Source organism: Legionella quateirensis (assembly GCF_001467955.1).
GTDB classification, from domain to species: domain Bacteria; phylum Pseudomonadota; class Gammaproteobacteria; order Legionellales; family Legionellaceae; genus Legionella; species Legionella quateirensis.
In genome coordinates this window covers 1-19397 of record NZ_LNYR01000001.1, presented here as the reverse complement: position 1 = coordinate 19397, position 19397 = coordinate 1, and the positions used below count along the sequence as shown (strand labels likewise).

Here is a 19397-nt window from a genome sequence, read left to right as displayed (position 1 = left end):
ATATTGCAAGATAAATCAGCGTATTTACAGATTAAACTAAGTACATAAAAGCAGCACTATGAGTTATTTTGATAATACTCTCTTAAGCTTAATAGATTAAACTATCAAACAGTATTTGTATAAATCAGGATCATAGTTAATGACATACTACTTCAAAGAACTTATTACCGCATTACGAAAGCCAAGTGATGTGACTGGAAAAGAACACCATTTATTCCTGTTAGGTACTGCTGTTAATTATGTTGACCGACCAACGGATCCCAGTACAAATAGATCCTATATACGTGGAGAAACATTTTCTTACACTGCCCAGCTGATGACCCTGTTACTCGGTGAACAAGAGTCTACAATAAAATTCCCTGAATCTCACCTCGCCAAATCCCCCAATTATGCGCATGCCTATCATTCGAATTCAGTTGATGTGATTAATGGGGCAGATACACCTGGATATGAAGTTGGTGATAGATTAGCAAAAGCTCTCATGTTAGCTCTTGGGGCTATTGCGGAAGGTAAAACCCAATTAAGTATTTCCGGGTTTAGCCGTGGAGGAGTTGAGTCTATTGTATTAACTCATGAACTTGCACGAGTCCGTGAAGCTCTTGAAAAAGACTTAAAAATAGAAAATCCATCGGAGCGCCGATCTTTTGCAACCATTGTAAGTGACAGTAAAAGTGTTCCAGGTCTAGCTCTAATCAACGATCCCAGCTATACACGTAAAGCATTAACTGGATTAGTCACGAATGAAAAGCTGGATGATGAGCAAGAGCTCAAACTTAACCTCTTAAATAAACTGAATGCCTTACAAGTCAAACTCTTTGTTCTGGATCCAGTACCTGGTGGAAATTTAGGTAAAGTAGTACGAATTGGATGGCAGGAAGAAAGTTTCTATACACTCCCTGATTTCGTAGTGCAAAAGCACGAATTTGTCCAAAAACATGAAACTTCAAATTGTTTTAAACCAATTATTCCCTTGGGTATGCCCTATGAAATTATTCCCGGTTGTCATGGCACTGGTGACGGTAATCAATTCGATCATAATGGTTATCCAGTTCCTGAAACATTTAAAAATAAGGATCTTTCGGGTGTTCAGGATCTCGTACTGAGAAGATGGCTCGATTTTATGTTCCCTAATGCTGTACAATTGGATACAGCAATTGATTTAGGACATCCTGAACTAGATGCTGTAACTAATGCATATCTTCCAGCGAATTCTACAAATCGCAACATACAACTCCTCAATAACTATCAGAATATTCAGGAAAACTACCCTGCCTTTGAATGGCTTGCAACCCGAAACTATACGGGATTGGGTCGTTATATGGCGCAACGCCAGGTCCATTTCCGCCAAAGAGGAAATACACCCATTACCGATCTGGATGCGCATGGCGATGGAAAAACATTTCTTAATCTTCAACATGTAAAACTCTGGATGACGAACAAATTAGAACTGTCCAACTTTTTCGAGTTGAATTTGGTACAGCAGGTTAAATGGCTTAAAGAAAATATTGAATATGCCTTTAAACCGCATGATCTGTCGCAATCCATCTCAGATCAAACTCATATGATCTCACGACTTCTGATGGATGAAAAAAATCATTCCCTGGTACAAGAGTCCCTCTCTTATTTGGTCAATACAGTTACTCAGACCTATTTGAGAAATCATTTATCTATTGAAGAGCGAATGGATTGCAGAAACTGCGTTGCCAATACTTTTGATACTCTGAGAGAAGCCGCTTCAGCAACTTCCGGGATAGATCCCAGTCTTGCCAAATTAGCATCATCCTTTATGGAAGCTATAAGCAGGGATTTAACATTAACCATGCTACAGCATCAGCAGTCTCTTTTATCTATGGCGTATAAACTATCACTTGATGCAGAAGCAGTTCTTGCACATCAGATAGATCCAAACAGCCATACCGTTACCGAAGAAACCCCGATCTCTTGGCTCATGGGAACACAAAAATTAGTTGCGGATCTTGATTTACTAATGGAACAAATTATTGGTCTTGAGACGTGGTGTGATCAAAAAATGATGGTAGACCGTTGGTCAAGAGCGGTACCTCTTGTAGGAGCAAATACAGGAGAGATTCCCTTTCATACATTGAAGAAACATCTATTTCACATCATAAAACAGCAACAATTAATACTCCTCACTAATGGCAGCAGAATATTAAGTAAAATGCCTGATGCGCTGGAACAGAAACCAGAAGAACTCGACAGCAGCTTTTATTCATCTATCCTTAAGTTTGCCCGTGTTGAACAAATGGAGCAAAGATTGGGTATCACCCAAAAGGAACTGCATCAGAAATCACTGGAATTGGAATCAACACAAAGACTACAAATAGATACACAACATCAACTGGAACAATCCACAAGTGTGCATGAGAAGTTACAAACTCAACTAGCAGAGTTAAAAGAGGAGCTTCAGAAAATAACTGAACAGCTTAAACTAGAGCATCAACGTCTTCAAAAGCAAACGGAATTAAATCAAACTTTAGTGCAGGCCATTAGTGACAAAGAAGAGCAACTTGAAATAATAAAAAGCATAAATGATTCAACCAGTCAAAAATTGACTCAAACTGAACTGACGAATAAAGATCTTAGTCAGCAAATCACTACATTTGAAGAACAGATATCGAGTCTTACAGCACAATTACATAGAGAAGGAGTTAAACTGCAAGAAGCAAATGAATCGATACTGGAGTTGACCCTGAAATTAGACCAGCTAGAACTTAATTTATCAGAGGCCAACAAACGGAATTCGCTTCTAAAAGAACCTTTAACTCAATCTGAACGCGATATAGTCGACCTTAAAACACTGGTTGAAGAACAGAAAAGGAATTTGGAATTACTAGATAAGAATATAGCTAAAGAGCAAGAGTCTTTAAGGGTTGCTCAGAGTAATTTTGAATCTATTTTCAAGGAGCTTGAAGTTAAAGCAGAGGCGCTTAGAATTGCAGAGGCTAAGATAGTAAAACTCGAGCATGAATTAGAACTGCAAAAACAAGTGATTTCAACGCCGATAATTTCATTTGTTGCCGACAGCTCCAAAGATAGTGAGAATGCTCTCTTAAGAAAAGAATTAAACGCCTACCGCAGTAGTGAAGAAAGAGCTGCCATTGTAACAATTGATACGCTCTTAAAAAGAACTAATGAATATTTTAATCGGCTTAATAAATCCAAAGATAAGAGCGAATTGTTCAATACAAAGAAAAATGCAGTTAAAGATCTTATCGACTGCCTGGAAGATACTAACAAATTGCCTACTGAGCAATTGGCTTCATTTAAGAGTAAGCTGCTGGACACTCAGGATAAAATAAAAGAGCACCGTGATCCCTTATGGCAGCGTTTTATGAGAGATTGTGCTCGAATTATTGCTCTGTTAGTTAGCGGTGTTGGATTCTATCGTATGGCTACTGGGCAAGCACCTCAATTCTTTAAGCCAAGCCATGGTGAGCATTTTGTGGATGATGTTTCAGATAAACAACAGCTCATACCCACATCAAATAGCAAGTAAGCCTGCGTCGTGGTTCTTAGCTTCACCAAAACATCAGGAGAAGCTAAGATACTCATTTAAAATATCAGCAAAGACAGATAGTTCAACTTATCCAAACGATACATTCAAGTCGCAGAGTAAAATCAAAATTCAAAATAATATAAAACCTCATTGCCAAAAGATCTTAGAATTTGACTTATTTGCCGAAGATTATCAATTAATCCTAAAAAAATTGAAACATATCTACTAATAGTAGATTAATTTATTGTGCACAATTGAGAAGAGAATAAGCTTTTTCCATAGGAGCACAATTTGGGATTGTTCCATTTCAAAATGACAGAGTAAAACTTATGGATGAGAGTCTGCGCCAATTTAGTAATGAGCAATCTGCAATTCAAGAGATACCTGCCTCGAAAATGGAATATACTGTTACGGAATATTTAGTGGTATAAATTCAATATGAAATTTAACCATTAAAATACATTCTCCCTGTCAATATCAGTTAGTCTGGTAGCACAATGGAAAAAACAAGGCATATTATGATGGCGTTACAATAAACAAAAAAAAACCCGCTAAAAGCGGGTTCCCGAAGCTCTAGTAGATCTTATTCATCTGCTTCAGCATCAGCCATTGGTCTATCTAACAACTCTACAATAGCCATTGGGGCATTATCACCTTCTCTAAAACCACATTTGATTATACGTACATAACCACCTGGTCTTTCGACAAAACGTGGACCTAAATCGTTAAACAGTTTACCCACTGCAACTTTAGAACGTAAAATATCAAAAGCATGTCGACGAGATGCTACTGAATCAGCCTTACTAACAGTAATTAAAGGTTCAATGTAACGACGTAAGTCTTTTGCTTTTGGTAAAGTTGTTTTAATCAACTCATGCTCAATTAAAGAACAGCACATGTTTGAAAACATGGCTTTACGATGGCTACTTGTACGGCTAAAACTACGGCCCGAATTACGGTGACGCATAACAAAGACTCCTAAATATTACTCGCCAAGACTTGCTGGCGGCCAATTCTCAAGTTTCATTCCCAGCGATAAAGAGCGAGAAGCTAAAACATCCTTAATTTCGGTAAGTGATTTCTTACCAAGATTAGGTGTCTTTAACAACTCATTTTCAGTTCTTTGAACTAAATCGCCAATGTAATGAATGTTTTCTGCTTTTAAACAATTTGCAGAACGAACAGTTAACTCTAAATCATCAACAGAACGTAATAATACAGGGTCGAAATCATTGCGTTCTTTATTATCAGATCGGGACTCTTCAAACTTCATATCGACAAATGAATGAAGTTGTCTTTGAAGAATGCTAGCTGATATACGGATTGCTTCTTCCGCGTCAATTGTACCATTTGTTTCTAATTCTATTGTTAACTTGTCAAGATCTGTACGATTTTCGACACGTGCGCTATCAACAAAATAGGCAACTTTCTTTACTGGAGAGAAACTATTATCAATTTTTAACTTACCAACTGATTTCTTTTCAATCTCATCATCGAGGTGACTAACAAAGGAATCAGTATTATGAAAACCTATCCCACGTTCAACCTTCAGGGTCATATTCAATTTGCCCTTTTCATTCAAATTGGCAAGCACAAGCTCAGGATTAATAATTTCCTGACCGTGTGTCAGTTGAATATCACCAGCAGTAACCTGGCAAGGACCTTGTTTATTCAATGTAAGATAAACTTCCTCTCCCACTGTTAATTTGATAGCAACCAGTTTCAGGTTAAGCAACAAATCAACCACATCTTCTTGAACACCCTCAATTGTACTGTATTCATGTAGAACACCGTCAATTGAGGCTTCAGTAATGGCACTTCCAGGCATAGATGACAATAATATACGTCTCAACGCATTGCCGAGGGTGTGACCAAAACCTCTCTCCAAAGGCTCTAGAACAATTCTAGCTTTATAAGGTGACTCAGCCTGTACCTTAAGCACTTTAGGCGTTAGCATTTCATTGATTTCAGTATACATTCAGCTATTTCTCCGAGCTTACTTAGAGTAAAGTTCTACAACAAGATTTACGTTGTAGTCTGAAGATAAGTCAGTTAACGTTGGTGCTGTAGAGAAAGTACCTTTAAACGCAGTAGAATCTACAGTAATCCAATCACAAGGAGCTCGTTGTTCAGATAAAGCCAAAGCAGCCTGAACTCGACCCTGACTTTTAGCTCTTTGACGAACAGTGATAACATCGCCAGGATTTACTAAAAATGAAGGTACGTTAACTATTTTATCATTAACCAGTATTGCCTTATGAGTTACTAGTTGTCTAGCTTCTGCACGCGTACTAGCAAAACCCATACGATATACAACATTATCAAGACGTCTTTCCAACAAAGACATCAGATTCTCACCAGTAGAACCCTTTTGACGAGCAGCCATTTTATAATAATTGCGGAATTGCTTTTCAAGAACACCATACAATCGTCTGATTTTTTGTTTTTCTCTAAGCTGAATTCCGTAGCCATTCAAACGTGGTTTTTTATCACCATGTTGTCCAGGTAACTTTTCAGATTTACACTTGGATTTATGATCACGTACGCCACTTTTTAGTAATAAATCACAACCTTCACGTCGTGATAATTTACACTTTGGACCAAGATATCTAGCCATTAATTACTCCTGAGTCTTATACACGACGTTTTTTAGGTGGCTTACAACCATTATGGGGTATGCCAGTTACATCGGTGATTTCAACAATTTTAAAATCCTGGGATATTAATTCACGAATAGTGGACTCTCTACCAGGACCAGGACCATGAACAAATACTGCTACAGATTTCATACCATATTCTTTAGCAACAACTGCAGCACGTTCTGTTGCAACCTGTGCAGCATAAGGCGTACTTTTTCTAGAGCCCCTAAAACCGGATCCACCAGATGTTGCCCAACATAATGCATTACCTTGTCTATCAGTAAAGGTAACAATTGTATTATTGAAAGATGCATGAACATGAACTATACCATCTGATACAACACGTTTTGCCTTTTTTCGTACTTTTTGCTGTTTTGACTTAGTTATTGCCATCTTATTTTCCTACATGAAAAATCAATTACTAGTGCCTTTTCTACGGCCTTTTCTAGTACGAGCATTAGTTTTCGTACGTTGTCCGCGTAAGGGTAATCCTCTTCTATGCCTTAAGCCTCTATAACAGCCAAGGTCCATCAGTCGTTTAATGTTCATTGTAACAACACGACGCAAATCACCTTCTACAGTAATTTTTGCAATTTCAATTCTTAATGACTCTAACTGAGCATCTGATAATTGCGAAACTTTAGCTGAAGGATCAATATCAACTGTCTTACATAATTTTAAAGATGTGGTTTTACCAATACCATATATAGCTGTTAAAGCAATTACCACATGTTTGTGATCAGGTATGTTCACTCCTGCAATACGAGCCATTAGCTTCTCCGAACGTTATTTTGTTCTGTCGAAAGGGACAGAAGAATACTATTTTTATAAAATTAAATCAAGCAGATATTAACCTTGCTTTTGTTTATGTCTGGCATCCTTACAAATTACTCGTATAGTGCCACTTCTTTTAATTATTTTGCAATTGCGACAAATTCGCTTTACTGATGCTCTTACTTTCATTCCGAACTCCGATAAAAATCATAATAGACCAGGTAGTTTCGTACCTTTAAAATTAGCCTTTTTCATTAAAGAATCATATTGTTGGGTCATTAAATGAGCTTGTATCTGAGCTACAAAATCCATAATAACAACAACTATAATTAGCAATGACGTGCCACCAAAGTAAAATGGAACATGCCATGTATACATTAAGATCTGAGGCAATAAACAAACCAGTACCAGATATAAAGCTCCAACCAGGGTTAATCGAGTCATAACTGAATCAATGTATTTGGTTGTTTGCTCTCCTGGTCTGATTCCTGGTATATAAGCTCCAGATTTTTTTAAGTTTTCTGCTGTATCTTTCGGATTAAATACCAATGCCGCATAGAAGAAAGCAAAAAACAGAATCGCAAGGGCATACACTATCAAATATAGAGGTTGACCTGGTGACAAAGCCATTCCAACATCAGACAACCAACCCATCCCTTTACTATGAGAAAAAAATTGAGCTAAAGTTGCCGGTAACAATATAATACTGGATGCAAAAATGGGTGGAATTACTCCAGACATATTGATTTTTAGAGGTAAATGACTGGTTTGAGCAGCATATACCTTTCTACCTTGCGTTCTTTGAGCATAATTTACCCGTATTCGCCTTTGCGCTCTTTCCATGAACACTACAAATCCAGTTACTACAACCACAACTACAGCAACTACTACCAATGTCAATGCCTGCATTTGTCCTTCTTTAACCTGTTGAAGAACCGAGGCAATAGCAGTAGGCATACTGGATACGATACCTGAGAAGATGATTAAAGAGATACCATTCCCTACACCTTTTTCAGTAATCTGTTCTCCGAGCCACATTAGGAACATTGTTCCTGTTACTAATGTAACGACTGCCGTAAAGTAAAATGAAAAATCCGGTTGCAGTGCTATCTGTTGTCCCGCCAGCCATCGAGCCATACCTAATGATTGGAATATTGATAACAACAGGGTTAAGTATCTTGTGTACTGATTTATTTTTCTGCGTCCTGACTCACCTTCTTTTTTCAATTGTTCTAACTTGGGAGAAACAACAGAAAAGAGCTGTATAATAATAGAAGCAGAAATATAAGGCATTATTCCAATAGCAAATACCGTTACACGAGATAATGCGCCACCAGAAAACATATTAAATAAGCCAAATATTGTATTTTGTTGCTCATTAAAGAAATTAGCTAGCTTGGTAGGATCCAATCCAGGTACTGGAATGTGAGCACCTAACCTATATACTAGAATTCCGAGAATGACAAATATCAATCTTGATTTTAGTTCGGCCAATCCACCACGTGATTGGCTACCATTATGTTTTTGGTTTTTCATAGTCACTCTTCTATACTGCCACCCAGGCCTTCGATAGCTAGGCGAGCACCTTTAGTGACTCTTAAACCCTTAAGCTTGATGGCTGTAGTTAACTCACCGGAAAGAATAACTTTTACGTCTTTTATTGAACTGTTAATTAGTCCTGCTTCACGCAAAACGTTTAGATCAATAACTTCAGCAGTTAATTTGGCAAGTTCGCTCAGGCACACTTCATCGACTGTTCGTCCTATACGAGATTTAAATCCCATTTTAGGAAGACGTCTTTGAATTGGCATTTGACCGCCTTCAAAATTAATTTTATGGAATCCGCCAGCTCTCGCTTTTTGACCCTTGTGTCCTTTACCACTAGTTTTACCTAGACCGGATCCAATTCCTCTGCCTAGACGTTTCTTCGGAGGTCTTGAACCAGGATCTGGTGATAGTGAATTCAGATTCATTATACACTCTCCTCGACTAGCAGCAGGTAATTAATTGCATTTACAAGTCCACGTATTGCTGGTGTGTCATTATGACAAACACTTGAATTTGTTTTACCTAAACCTAACTGCTTTGCAATATGAATATGCTTTGGTTTTCTACCTATGGTACTTTTTACCAAAGTTATTTTAATTTTCTTTTCCATAATTAGCCCGCCATTACTTCATTAACTGTTTTACCACGTTTGGCAGCAACGTAATCTGGTGTACCAATGCTTGTTAACGCACCAATAGTCGCACGGACAATATTACTTGGATTAGTAGAACCAATACTTTTAGCAAGAATATTCTGAACACCTAAAACTTCAAGTACTGCTCTCATTGCGCCACCGGCAATAATTCCGGTACCTTCACTAGCTGGCTTCATAAATACTTTTGATGCGCCATAGTTCCAGGTAATTTCATGGAATATGGTAGTTCCAGAAAGAGGAATATAAACCATATTTTTCTTAGCCTGATCCATAGCTTTCTGAATCGCTATTGGAACTTCTCGTGCCTTACCTCTACCAAAACCAACTTTACCCTTTCCGTCACCAACAACGACCAAAACAGCAAAGCCAAAAACACGTCCACCCTTCACAACTTTTGCGGTACGTGTTACTGATACCAATTTCTCTTGGTATCCATCTGACTTGGGTGATTCTTCGAATGCCATAATCGTTCCTTAAAAATCTAATCCAGCTTCGCGAGCACCTTCTGCAAGTGCTTTCACTCGGCCATGATATTTGTAACCAGCACGATCAAATGCAACTTGGCTAATGCCTTGTTCTGTGGCTCGTTTACCAAGTAACTTGCCAACTAAAGTAGCTTGTTCTACCTTGCATTTTCCAGATAAACTGGCTCGTAATTCTTTATCATTAGTAGAACATACTACCAATACTTTATCACCGAGTTGATCAGCTTGAACTATTTGAGAATAGATATGCGTTCCGCTTCTATAAACAACTAATCTTGCTCTACCCGATTTACGGATTAAAGCTTTTGCTTTTAATCCACGTCTATCACGCGAGTTTTGCTTATTCATAACTTATACCTTATTTCTTTTTAGCTTCTTTTCGAGCAATTACTTCACCTGCGTACCGTACTCCTTTACCTTTATAAGGCTCAGGTGGTCTGAACGCTCTGATTTCAGAAGCTACTTGTCCCAAAATTTGTTTATCAACACCTTTCAGCACGATAGTTGTATTGTTTGGCGTCTCAACACTCACACCTTTTGGTAAATCATATTCAATAGGATGAGAAAAACCTAGAGATAAGGTAATGGATTTATCTTTGGCCTGTGCTCTATAACCGACACCAACCAATTCAAGAGTTACTGTAAAACCATCAGTAACACCGTGAACCATATTGCTTACCAATGCTCTAGCTGTTCCAGCTTGAGCCCATGCCTTTGGATCATTTGCTGCAGGAGCAAACTCTAATTGGTTAGACTCTTTACTTTTAGTAATACTAACTAACCTGTTAATTTTTTGGGTTAGTGTTCCTTTAGGCCCTTTTACAGTGATTGTTCCATCAACAAATGTTACTTCAACATTTGCAGGATGAACAACAGGGGCTTTTGCTACTCTAGACATATCATTCCTCGCAAGAATTAAGCCACTTCACAAATGACTTCGCCACCAACACCTTTTGATTTAGCAGATATATGAGTCATTATACCTTTGGATGTAGATAATATAGCCACACCAAATCCAGGGATTGATGATAAATCTTTGTAAGATTTATAAACTCTTAGTCCAGGTCGGCTAATTCTTTTAATCAACTCAATAACTGGTCTACCATGATAGTACTTCAGTTTTACAGTTATGGACTTAAGATTATTGTCCAATGTTTCAACAAAGAAGTTCTCAATATAACCTTCTTCTTTTAAAACACGAGCAATTTCTTCTTTCAACTTAGAAGAAACTAATGTTATCTGCTGATGTTTAGCTTGTTGACCATTTCTTATTCTAGTCAGCATATCAGCAACTGGATCATGCATACTCACAATCGTTCTCCAATCAAAATAATTTACCAGCTCGATTTTCTTCCGCCGGGTACATTGCCAACCATAAGCTGTTGTCTGAGGCAAATTCTACACAGACTGAATTTGCGATAGACTGCGTGTGGCCTTCCACAACACTGGCATCGAGTACTATGACGAACAGGATTTGAATTAACTGGTAATTTTGCTAGTTTTGCCTGACATTCCATTATTACCTGGAAATCATCAGATGATTTAATCAATTGTTTTAATTCGTTTCTGCGTTGTCTGTATTTTGCCACCAGTTTTCCACGCTTTAACTCTCGCACAAGCATTGATTTTTTAGCCACAATTTCACCCTTTTATTTTCTATCTCTATCTTTCAATGGAAGATTAAATGCTTCTAATAAAGCTTTAGCTTCTTCGTTTGTTTTAGCACTTGTAGTAATACAAATGTCTAAACCTCTTATACCATCTGTTTTATCAAAATCAATTTCTGGAAATACGATTTGCTCGTGTATTCCCATACTGTAGTTACCCGTTCCATCGAAAGATTTTGGATTTAGTCCGCGAAAATCTCTCACACGAGGTAAAGTAACAGAAATCAATCTGTCAAGAAACTCATACATGCGTTCGCGTCTAAGAGTTACTTTACATCCAATTGGCCAACCTTCCCTGATTTTGAATCCAGCAAGTGATTTTTTTGCTTTTGTTACTACTGGTTTTTGACCAGAAATTAGAGTCATGTCTTCTACAGCATGATTCATAACTTTCTTATCACCAACAGCTTCACCTACTCCCATATTCAGGGTAATTTTTAGTATTCGTGGAACTTCCATAACACTTGAATAGTTGAACCGTTTCATCATCATTGTGACGACGTCTTTCTTGTAAAACTCTTTAAGTCTCGCCATTTCAATCACCTAATTAAACACGGTCAATTATTTCATCGTTAGATTTGAAATATCTAACTTTTTTACTAACGCCGCTATTCTCAAGATACTTAAAGCCTACTTTATCTGCTTTTTTAGTAACAGGGTTGTAAAGAGCAACGTTTGAAACGTGTAGTGGAGCCTCACGTGTAATAATTCCACCTTTATTCTCTGGTTTTTGAGGATTAGGCTTAACATGCTTTTTAATTAAATTTCCACCCTCAACAACAACTGAGTCACCAATTACTCGTAGGACTTTACCCACATGACCTTTACTTTTACCGGCGATTACTATTACCTCATCGCCTGATCTAATACGTTTCATACTTTAATCCTTCTCACAAAACTTCAGCAGCCAGAGAAATTATTTTCATAAATTTCTCTCGTAGCTCGCGAGTAACAGGGCCAAATATACGAGTTCCAATGGGCTCGTTTTGGTTATTTAAAAGTACAGCTGCATTTCCATCAAATCGAATTAAAGATCCGTCATCTCTACGTACGCCTTGAGCAGTACGTACAACAACAGCCTTCATTACAGCACCCTTTTTAACTTTACTTCTTGGTATCGCATCTTTAATACTTACTTTGATAACATCACCTACACGGGCATACCGTCTGTGTGATCCGCCAAGTACTTTAATACACATTACCTTTCGTGCTCCGCTATTATCAGCAACTTCGAGCACTGTCTGCATTTGGATCATTATATTCTCCAGCTCTAATTTCGACCAGAAAAAGGTTGCTGATTATATCAGGCCTTTTAGGGTTTTAAAAGTATATCAACCGAGTTGATTAAGAAATTACTTCGACTAATACCCAGCTTTTCGTTTTAGAGAGCGGTCTTGACTCACGGATCTTCACAGTATTACCTATTTGACATACTTGATTTTCATCATGAGCATGTAATTTAGTTCTGCGTTTCATGATTTTACCATACTTGGGATGCTTCACAGTACGTTCAATCATTACTACGATTGTCTTATCCATTTTGTCACTAACTACTTTTCCAACCATTGTTCTGGCGTTCGATTCACTATTAGTAGACATTTCACTTACCTGCCTTTTCAGTCAACATTGTTTTAACTTTTGCCACTGATTTACGCACCAGAGTGATGAGATGTGTTTTATCTAGTGAGCCACTTGCTTTTTTCATTCGTAAATTAAATTGTTCTTTACGTAATGAAAGCAATTCAGTTTGCAATTCTTCTACAGTCAAATTGCGCAATTCATCGATTTTTTTCATTACATTACCGTCCGTTCTTCAAATGTTACTTTGAAAGGAAGTTTTGCTTTGGCAAGGTCGAAAGCTTCCATTGCAAGCTCTCTTGATACACCTTCCATTTCAAATAAAACCTTACCAGGTTGTATTTGAGCTACCCAATATTCAACACTACCTTTACCTTTACCTTGTCTGACTTCTAAAGGTTTTTGTGTGATTGGTTTGTCTGGAAATACTCTTATCCAAATTTTACCACCACGTTTGATATGACGAGTCATAGCTCGACGAGCAGCTTCAATTTGACGAGCTGTTAAACGTCCACGCTCTAATGCCTTCAGACCAAACTCACCGAAACTAATTTTGCTACCGCGTAAGGCTAAACCTCTATTACGGCCTTTCATCTGTTTGCGGTATTTAGTACGCTTTGGTTGCAACATGATACTTATTCCTCACTCACTGGGCGCTGTCAGATAATCTTTTCTTTTGAGGCAATATTTCGCCTTTGAAGATCCAGACTTTAACACCAATAATTCCGTAGGTAGTTTTAGATTCGGCCGTACCGTAATCAATGTCAGCTCTAAATGTATGTAATGGTACACGACCTTCCCTATACCACTCAGAACGAGCAATTTCAGCACCACCAAGTCGTCCGCTCACGCAGATTTTAATACCTTTAGCACCAGCTTTAAGAGCTGATGTAACTGCTCTCTTCATAGCTCTTCGAAACATAACACGTTGTTCCAACTGTTGGGCAATACCTTCAGCAACAAGAGTTGAATCGAGTTCTGGTTTCTTGATTTCTTCAATATTCAAATGAACTGGTACACCAAGTTTTGCAGAAATTTCTTTACGCAATGTTTCGATACCACCACCCTTCTTACCAATAATAATTCCTGGTCTGGCAGTTAGTATTGTTACAACAGCATTATTCGCAGGACGCTCTATCAAAATCTTGCTCACTGCAGCAGCCATTAATTTCTTCTTAAGTTCAGTACGTAATTTGATGTCCTGAATTAAGAACTCAGCATAGCGTTTTCCAGCGAACCACTTAGAGTTCCAATCTTTAATAATTCCAAGGCGTATGCCTATCGGGTTTACTTTTTGTCCCATTGCTATTCCTCGTCAGACACTTTAATCGTGATATGGCAGGTACGTTTACAAATTCTATTTGCTCGACCCTTAGCTCTGGGACTAATACGTTTTAAAGTCGCTGCTTCATCAACGCATACCATACCTACTTTTAGATCATCAATATCTGCTCCATTATTATTTTCAGCATTAGCAATTGCTGATTCTAATAATTTCAACATCAATTGAGCACCTTTTTTTGGTGTAAACTTGAGGACATCAAGTGCACCAGATACGTTCATGTTACGTATCATATCGGCTACCAATCTGCCCTTCTGAGCGGATAAAGGAGCACCTTTTAACTTAGCTGTAACTTCCATCATATCCTCTTACTTGCCTTTAGCCTTTCTGTCTCCAGAGTGGCCTTTGAATGTACGAGTCATGGCAAACTCACCTAGTTTGTGACCAACCATATTATCTGTAATATATACAGGTACGTGATCTTTGCCGTTATGCACAGCAATTGTTAAATCAATCATTTCAGGAACGATTGTTGAACGTCTAGACCAGGTTTTAATTGGTTTTTTTGATTTTGATTCGATTGCAGCTTCTACTTTGCTGATCAAATGATGGTCAATAAATGGACCTTTTCTAATAGAACGAGCCACTTGATATCCTCTCAATAATTATTTCTTTTTACGTCTTCTGACAATAAAGCCATCAGTCCGCTTATTACTTCTGGTTTTATAACCTTTAGTTGGAACACCCCAAGGTGAAACAGGATGACGTCCACCAGAAGTACGACCTTCACCACCACCATGTGGGTGATCAACAGGGTTCATAGCAACACCACGAACAGTTGGTCTTATACCTCTCCAACGTTTTGCACCTGCTTTTCCTAAAGAACGTAAGCTGTGTTCGCTATTACTTACTTCTCCAATTACTGCTCGGCATAAAACGTGTATTTTACGCATTTCACCAGAACGTAATCTCAAAGTAGCGTATATACCTTCTTTAGCTACAATCTGTCCACTACATCCAGCGCTTCTTAACATCTGGGCACCTTTACCTGCTTTCATTTCTACGCAGTGTATTGTAGTACCTACTGGAATATTTTTTAGCGGAAGGCAATTTCCTACGCTGATTGGAGAATCCGCACCACTAAGTACAGTAGATCCTACTTCAAGATTTGCTGGGGCGATTATATATCTTTTTTCACCATCAGTGTATGCAATCAGTGCAATTAGTGCTGTCCGATTAGGATCGTACTCTAATCGTTCCACTCGACCTGCAATTCCGTCTTTATCGCGTTTGAAATCTACAAGTCTATATTTTTGACGTTGTCCACCACCAATATGTCGTACTGTTATTCGACCCTGGTTATTTCTTCCACCACTCTTCTTTAGTTTTTCAACTAATGATGCATGTGGTTTTCCTTTATGGATATTGTGATGAACAACACGTATTTCGCCGCGTTTACCAGGCGAAGTCGGTTTCGATTTTAGTAGTGCCATCTTAATCTGCCTTATTCGGTAACTGTAAAGTCAATATCTTGATCAGCGTGAAGGGATACAAATGCTTTTTTCCAGTCACTTCTTTTACCGCTGGTTTGCTTAAAGCGTTTTGATTTACCCTTAACATTGACAACAGATACATGCTTAACTTTTACATTAAATATGTGCTCAACAGCCATTTTAATTTCAGTTTTAGTTGCAGTTTTCAATACTTTAAAAGTGAACTGCTTAAACTTATCGGCCATGACAGTAGCCTTTTCAGAAGTATGTGGTTCACGAAGAACCATCATCAATCTCTCAGCATTCATTGTAACTGTTCCTCAATTTTTTTAATTGCAGCTTCTGTAACAACAACTTTTTCAAATCTGAGTAAGGAAACAGGATCTATAGTTGTAACATCACAGATATCGTAGTCAATTAGATTTCTAGAACCTAAATATTCACTTTCACCAACTTCATTCATAATGATCAGAGCACTTTTAATATCCATCTGAGTCATTTTCGTGATGAAATCTTTAGTCTTATGGCTCTCACATTGGAAATCACTAACGACTACCAGGTTGCCTGTACGACAAAGTTCGGAGATTATACTACGTAATGCACGTTTGTACATTTTTTTATTAAGTTTTTGTGAGTAATCTCGTTTTTTCGATGCGAAAGTTACTCCACCACTTCTCCAAATCGGACTTCTAATGGTTCCTGCTCGAGCACGACCAGTACCTTTTTGGTTCCATGGTTTCTTTCCACCACCTCTAACTTCAGAGCGTGTTTTTTGTGCGCTATTACCACTTCGCGCATTATTCATATATGTTACAACTGCTTGATGTACTAAGCCTTCATTATATGCATATGCAAAAACATCTTCATTAAGTTGTAATTGAGCTTTTGTATCTATAGTAGTAATTTCCATCACTCACCTCTTGCTTGCTTTTTGGTCGCAGGCTTAATTTCTACTCGTGAACCTGGAGCTCCAGGAATAGCACCTTTAATCAGTAGTAAATTTCTCTCAGCGTCAACACGAACAAGTTCCAGGCTTTGAGTAGTACAACGTACATTCCCCATGTGTCCTGCCATTTTTTTGCCTTTAAACACACGACCTGGAGTCTGGTTTTGACCAATAGAACCTGGTACACGATGCGATCTGGAGTTACCGTGAGTTGCATCCTGTGTTCTGAAATTATATCGTTTAACAGTACCAGCAAAGCCTTTACCTTTACTAACACCTGAAACATCAACATATTGACCTGCGCTGAATACATCAGCTACAGAAATAACCTGCCCCAATGTATAGGCGTCTTCTGATTCAATATGAAATTCAATTTGCATATCACCAGCTTCAATCTCAGCTTTGGCAAAGTGACCAGCCATAGGCTTACTTACTTTACTTGCTTTTTTTGTTCCGCCAGTTAATTGAACAGCTGAATAACCATCAATATCAGCAGTTTTAACTTGAGAAACACGATTTGGGTGCACTTCTACAACAGATACAGGAACTGAAACTCCTTCCGCTGTAAAGACACGCGTCATACCGATTTTACGGCCTAATAAACCGATCATCATTGTAACACCTCTTTAATATCCTTCACCCTAACATTTAGTCATCAAGGCTTATCTGAACATCAACCCCAGCAGCCAGATCCAATTTCATCAATGCATCTACTGTTTTTTCAGTTGGATGAACAATAACGACCAGGCGTTTATGAGTACGTAATTCATATTGATCTCTTGCATCTTTATTCACATGCGGTGAAGTCAATACAGTAAATTTTTCCTTTCTGATAGGCAAAGGTATAGGGCCACGAATTTGTGCACCTGTACGCTTAGCTGTCTCAACGATTTCTCGAGTTGATAAGTCAATCAACCGATGATCAAAGGATTTTAATCTTATTTTAATGTTTTGATTGCTACTCATTATAATTACTCGATTATTTTAGCGACAACACCGGCGCCTACTGTACGGCCACCTTCCCGAATTGCGAAACGTAAACCTTCTGTCATCGCAATAGGTGCATGCAGATTAATAACTAATTGTACGTTATCTCCTGGCATAACCATTTCAATTCCAGATGGAAGATCACAAGTACCTGTTACGTCAGTAGTTCTGAAATAGAACTGAGGACGATATCCGTTGAAAAATGGTGTATGTCGTCCACCTTCTTCTTTTGACAATACGTACACTTCAGCTTCAAACTTGGTGTGCGGCTTGATTGTACCTGGTTTAGCTAATACTTGTCCACGCTCAACTTCGTCACGTTTGGTTCCACGTAGCAACACTCCTACGTTATCCCCTGCACGTCCTTCATCAAGAAGTTTACGGAACATTTCAACACCTGTGCAGATTGTCTTCTGAGTATCATGGATACCAACAATCTCAACTTCTTCACCAACTTTAACGATTCCACTCTCAACACGGCCAGTAACAACTGTTCCACGTCCAGAGATAGAGAATACGTCTTCAATCGGCAGCAGGAATGATTTATCAATATTACGTACTGGCTCAGGTATGTATGAATCCAATGTCTCAACCAGTTTTTCAATTGAAGGTACACCAATTTCACTCGTGTCGCCTTCCAAAGCTTTCAACGCTGAACCAACGATAATTGGAATATCATCACCAGGGAACTCGTAACTGCTTAACAGGTCACGTACTTCCATCTCAACCAGTTCCAATAACTCTGCATCGTCTACCATGTCTGCTTTGTTCATGTATACAACGATATAAGGAACACCAACCTGACGAGATAACAAAATGTGTTCTCTGGTTTGTGGCATAGGGCCATCAGCAGCTGATACTACCAATATTGCTCCGTCCATCTGCGCAGCACCGGTGATCATGTTCTTAACATAGTCAGCGTGTCCTGGGCAATCCACGTGTGCATAGTGACGGTTAGCAGATTCATATTCTACGTGTGCTGTAGAAATGGTGATTCCACGTTCTCTTTCTTCTGGTGCAGCATCAATCTGATCGTACGCTTTAGCAGTACCACCATACTTTTTAGCCATGATTGTTGTAATCGCAGCAGTTAAAGTAGTTTTACCATGATCTACGTGACCAATCGTTCCCACATTTACGTGTGGTTTTTTACGCTCAAATTTTTCCTTCGCCATCGGAAAGTCTCCCCGTTTGCTAATTGATATTTACATGGTGCCCACAACTGGACTCGAACCAACGACCTCTTCCTTACCAAGGAAGTGCTCTACCGCCTGAGCTATGTGGGCTTAACATATCAGCTTGCTGACTCTTGATGAACAAGCAAATATTAATACTACAATTATGGAGCGGGTGATGGGAATCGAACCCACGCTATCAGCTTGGAAGGCTGAAGTTCTACCATTGAACTACACCCGCTTTCTAACTTTTCTACATTTAACTGGTGGAGGGGGAAGGATTCGAACCTTCGAAGGCAGAGCCGTCAGATTTACAGTCTGATCCCTTTGACCGCTCGGGAACCCCTCCAAAAAGAACGCTATTGTCTTTTAAGATGAAATGAATGTCAACATCTTTAGTTGACATCCTTTTCTACTTAGATGGTGCTGGCACCAGGAATCGAACCCGGGACCTACTGATTACAAGTCAGTTGCTCTACCAACTGAGCTACGCCAGCCTGTACGCTTTTACACTATTTGTAAAACACTTAGTGACCTTATTGATTGTATTTAATCTAAAAAGGTTCACTTAAATAAAACCCTGGCGATGACCTACTTTCGCATGAGGAGACCTCACACTATCATCGGCGCATGTTCGTTTCACTTCTGAGT

General features: G+C 38.6%; 30 protein-coding genes and 4 tRNA genes. 1 reads left to right on the top strand and 33 read right to left on the bottom strand.

The genetic code is table 11. The annotated features are described in order from the left end of the window. The first annotated feature begins 139 nt into the window (after positions 1–139). On the top strand, positions 140–3517 hold the full coding sequence (locus Lqua_RS00165; RefSeq protein WP_058472295.1) for a coiled-coil domain-containing protein: 3378 nt from the start codon (positions 140–142) through the stop codon (positions 3515–3517). 583 nt (positions 3518–4100) lie between these two features. Here Lqua_RS00165 and rplQ read toward each other — a convergent pair. From rplQ to Lqua_RS00005, 33 genes are all read right to left on the bottom strand, one after another. After that, positions 4101–4484, bottom strand: a complete 384-nt coding sequence (gene rplQ, locus Lqua_RS00160; protein WP_058472294.1) for a 50S ribosomal protein L17 — start codon at positions 4482–4484, stop codon at positions 4101–4103. Between the two features lie 18 nt (positions 4485–4502). Next, positions 4503–5495, bottom strand: coding sequence for a DNA-directed RNA polymerase subunit alpha (locus tag Lqua_RS00155; RefSeq protein WP_058472293.1), 993 nt, complete (start codon positions 5493–5495; stop codon positions 4503–4505). A gap of 18 nt (positions 5496–5513) precedes the next feature. Then, positions 5514–6134, bottom strand: a complete 621-nt coding sequence (gene rpsD / locus Lqua_RS00150; RefSeq protein ID WP_058472292.1) for a 30S ribosomal protein S4 — start codon at positions 6132–6134, stop codon at positions 5514–5516. Between the two features lie 16 nt (positions 6135–6150). Further along, complete coding sequence (gene rpsK / locus Lqua_RS00145; protein WP_028385523.1) at positions 6151–6549, bottom strand: 30S ribosomal protein S11; 399 nt, start codon at positions 6547–6549, stop codon at positions 6151–6153. Positions 6550–6570: 21 nt separating this feature from the next. After that, on the bottom strand, positions 6571–6927 hold the full coding sequence (gene rpsM / locus Lqua_RS00140) for a 30S ribosomal protein S13 (protein WP_028385524.1): 357 nt from the start codon (positions 6925–6927) through the stop codon (positions 6571–6573). A 78-nt stretch (positions 6928–7005) separates the two neighbouring features. After that, positions 7006–7119 carry a 50S ribosomal protein L36 gene (gene rpmJ, locus Lqua_RS17765; protein WP_010946099.1) on the bottom strand — a complete coding sequence of 38 codons (114 nt, stop codon included), beginning with the start codon at positions 7117–7119 and terminating at the stop codon, positions 7006–7008. 18 nt (positions 7120–7137) lie between these two features. Further along, positions 7138–8466 carry a preprotein translocase subunit SecY gene (gene secY, locus Lqua_RS00135; RefSeq protein ID WP_058472291.1) on the bottom strand — a complete coding sequence of 443 codons (1329 nt, stop codon included), beginning with the start codon at positions 8464–8466 and terminating at the stop codon, positions 7138–7140. Between the two features lie 2 nt (positions 8467–8468). Then, positions 8469–8903, bottom strand: a complete 435-nt coding sequence (gene rplO, locus Lqua_RS00130; RefSeq protein WP_058472290.1) for a 50S ribosomal protein L15 — start codon at positions 8901–8903, stop codon at positions 8469–8471. Next, positions 8903–9088 (bottom strand): 50S ribosomal protein L30, encoded by a 186-nt coding sequence (gene rpmD, locus Lqua_RS00125; RefSeq protein ID WP_028385527.1) that lies wholly within the window; start codon positions 9086–9088, stop codon positions 8903–8905. Before rpmD ends, rplO begins: the two co-directional genes overlap by 1 nt. A gap of 2 nt (positions 9089–9090) precedes the next feature. Beyond that, on the bottom strand, positions 9091–9597 hold the full coding sequence (gene rpsE, locus Lqua_RS00120; RefSeq protein ID WP_058472289.1) for a 30S ribosomal protein S5: 507 nt from the start codon (positions 9595–9597) through the stop codon (positions 9091–9093). A gap of 9 nt (positions 9598–9606) precedes the next feature. After that, positions 9607–9966 (bottom strand): 50S ribosomal protein L18, encoded by a 360-nt coding sequence (gene rplR / locus Lqua_RS00115; protein WP_058472288.1) that lies wholly within the window; start codon positions 9964–9966, stop codon positions 9607–9609. Between the two features lie 10 nt (positions 9967–9976). Continuing rightward, entirely contained in the window at positions 9977–10516 is a 540-nt protein-coding gene (rplF, locus tag Lqua_RS00110; RefSeq protein ID WP_058472287.1) for a 50S ribosomal protein L6, read from the bottom strand. 17 nt (positions 10517–10533) lie between these two features. Continuing rightward, positions 10534–10923, bottom strand: a complete 390-nt coding sequence (rpsH, locus tag Lqua_RS00105; RefSeq protein WP_199741688.1) for a 30S ribosomal protein S8 — start codon at positions 10921–10923, stop codon at positions 10534–10536. 29 nt (positions 10924–10952) lie between these two features. Then, positions 10953–11255 carry a 30S ribosomal protein S14 gene (gene rpsN / locus Lqua_RS00100; RefSeq protein ID WP_058472286.1) on the bottom strand — a complete coding sequence of 101 codons (303 nt, stop codon included), beginning with the start codon at positions 11253–11255 and terminating at the stop codon, positions 10953–10955. Between the two features lie 12 nt (positions 11256–11267). Then, entirely contained in the window at positions 11268–11819 is a 552-nt protein-coding gene (gene rplE, locus Lqua_RS00095) for a 50S ribosomal protein L5 (protein WP_058472285.1), read from the bottom strand. A gap of 13 nt (positions 11820–11832) precedes the next feature. Next, entirely contained in the window at positions 11833–12162 is a 330-nt protein-coding gene (gene rplX / locus Lqua_RS00090) for a 50S ribosomal protein L24 (RefSeq protein ID WP_058472284.1), read from the bottom strand. 13 nt (positions 12163–12175) lie between these two features. Next, complete coding sequence (rplN, locus tag Lqua_RS00085; protein ID WP_028385535.1) at positions 12176–12541, bottom strand: 50S ribosomal protein L14; 366 nt, start codon at positions 12539–12541, stop codon at positions 12176–12178. An 88-nt stretch (positions 12542–12629) separates the two neighbouring features. Next, positions 12630–12884: a 30S ribosomal protein S17 gene (rpsQ, locus tag Lqua_RS00080; RefSeq protein ID WP_028385536.1), complete on the bottom strand. Its 255-nt coding sequence runs from the start codon at positions 12882–12884 to the stop codon at positions 12630–12632. Between the two features lies 1 nt (position 12885). Continuing rightward, the gene (gene rpmC, locus Lqua_RS00075) at positions 12886–13080 is read right to left on the bottom strand and encodes a 50S ribosomal protein L29 (protein ID WP_028385537.1); all 195 of its coding nucleotides are present in this window, start codon (positions 13078–13080) and stop codon (positions 12886–12888) included. Beyond that, positions 13080–13493 (bottom strand): 50S ribosomal protein L16, encoded by a 414-nt coding sequence (rplP, locus tag Lqua_RS00070; RefSeq protein WP_058472283.1) that lies wholly within the window; start codon positions 13491–13493, stop codon positions 13080–13082. Before rplP ends, rpmC begins: the two co-directional genes overlap by 1 nt. A 16-nt stretch (positions 13494–13509) precedes the next feature. Beyond that, entirely contained in the window at positions 13510–14166 is a 657-nt protein-coding gene (gene rpsC / locus Lqua_RS00065) for a 30S ribosomal protein S3 (protein ID WP_058472282.1), read from the bottom strand. Positions 14167–14168: 2 nt separating this feature from the next. Continuing rightward, positions 14169–14504, bottom strand: a complete 336-nt coding sequence (gene rplV, locus Lqua_RS00060) for a 50S ribosomal protein L22 (RefSeq protein ID WP_028385540.1) — start codon at positions 14502–14504, stop codon at positions 14169–14171. A 9-nt stretch (positions 14505–14513) separates the two neighbouring features. Further along, the gene (gene rpsS, locus Lqua_RS00055; RefSeq protein ID WP_018577115.1) at positions 14514–14792 is read right to left on the bottom strand and encodes a 30S ribosomal protein S19; all 279 of its coding nucleotides are present in this window, start codon (positions 14790–14792) and stop codon (positions 14514–14516) included. A gap of 18 nt (positions 14793–14810) precedes the next feature. Continuing rightward, positions 14811–15638, bottom strand: a complete 828-nt coding sequence (gene rplB, locus Lqua_RS00050; RefSeq protein WP_058472281.1) for a 50S ribosomal protein L2 — start codon at positions 15636–15638, stop codon at positions 14811–14813. Between the two features lie 11 nt (positions 15639–15649). Continuing rightward, positions 15650–15946: a 50S ribosomal protein L23 gene (gene rplW, locus Lqua_RS00045; RefSeq protein WP_058472280.1), complete on the bottom strand. Its 297-nt coding sequence runs from the start codon at positions 15944–15946 to the stop codon at positions 15650–15652. Continuing rightward, complete coding sequence (rplD, locus tag Lqua_RS00040; protein WP_058472279.1) at positions 15943–16548, bottom strand: 50S ribosomal protein L4; 606 nt, start codon at positions 16546–16548, stop codon at positions 15943–15945. The genes rplW and rplD overlap by 4 nt, the downstream gene beginning before the upstream one ends. Beyond that, positions 16548–17198 carry a 50S ribosomal protein L3 gene (rplC, locus tag Lqua_RS00035; protein ID WP_058472278.1) on the bottom strand — a complete coding sequence of 217 codons (651 nt, stop codon included), beginning with the start codon at positions 17196–17198 and terminating at the stop codon, positions 16548–16550. Before rplC ends, rplD begins: the two co-directional genes overlap by 1 nt. A gap of 34 nt (positions 17199–17232) precedes the next feature. Further along, the gene (gene rpsJ, locus Lqua_RS00030) at positions 17233–17550 is read right to left on the bottom strand and encodes a 30S ribosomal protein S10 (protein ID WP_003633094.1); all 318 of its coding nucleotides are present in this window, start codon (positions 17548–17550) and stop codon (positions 17233–17235) included. A gap of 5 nt (positions 17551–17555) precedes the next feature. Continuing rightward, complete coding sequence (gene tuf, locus Lqua_RS00025) at positions 17556–18746, bottom strand: elongation factor Tu (protein ID WP_058472277.1); 1191 nt, start codon at positions 18744–18746, stop codon at positions 17556–17558. A 35-nt stretch (positions 18747–18781) separates the two neighbouring features. Continuing rightward, positions 18782–18857 (bottom strand) — tRNA-Thr (locus Lqua_RS00020). 56 nt (positions 18858–18913) lie between these two features. Then, a tRNA-Gly gene (locus Lqua_RS00015) sits at positions 18914–18987 on the bottom strand. Between the two features lie 23 nt (positions 18988–19010). Further along, positions 19011–19095, bottom strand: a tRNA-Tyr gene (locus tag Lqua_RS00010). A 72-nt stretch (positions 19096–19167) separates the two neighbouring features. Beyond that, positions 19168–19243: transfer RNA gene (locus Lqua_RS00005), tRNA-Thr, on the bottom strand. Positions 19244–19397: the final 154 nt, after the last annotated feature.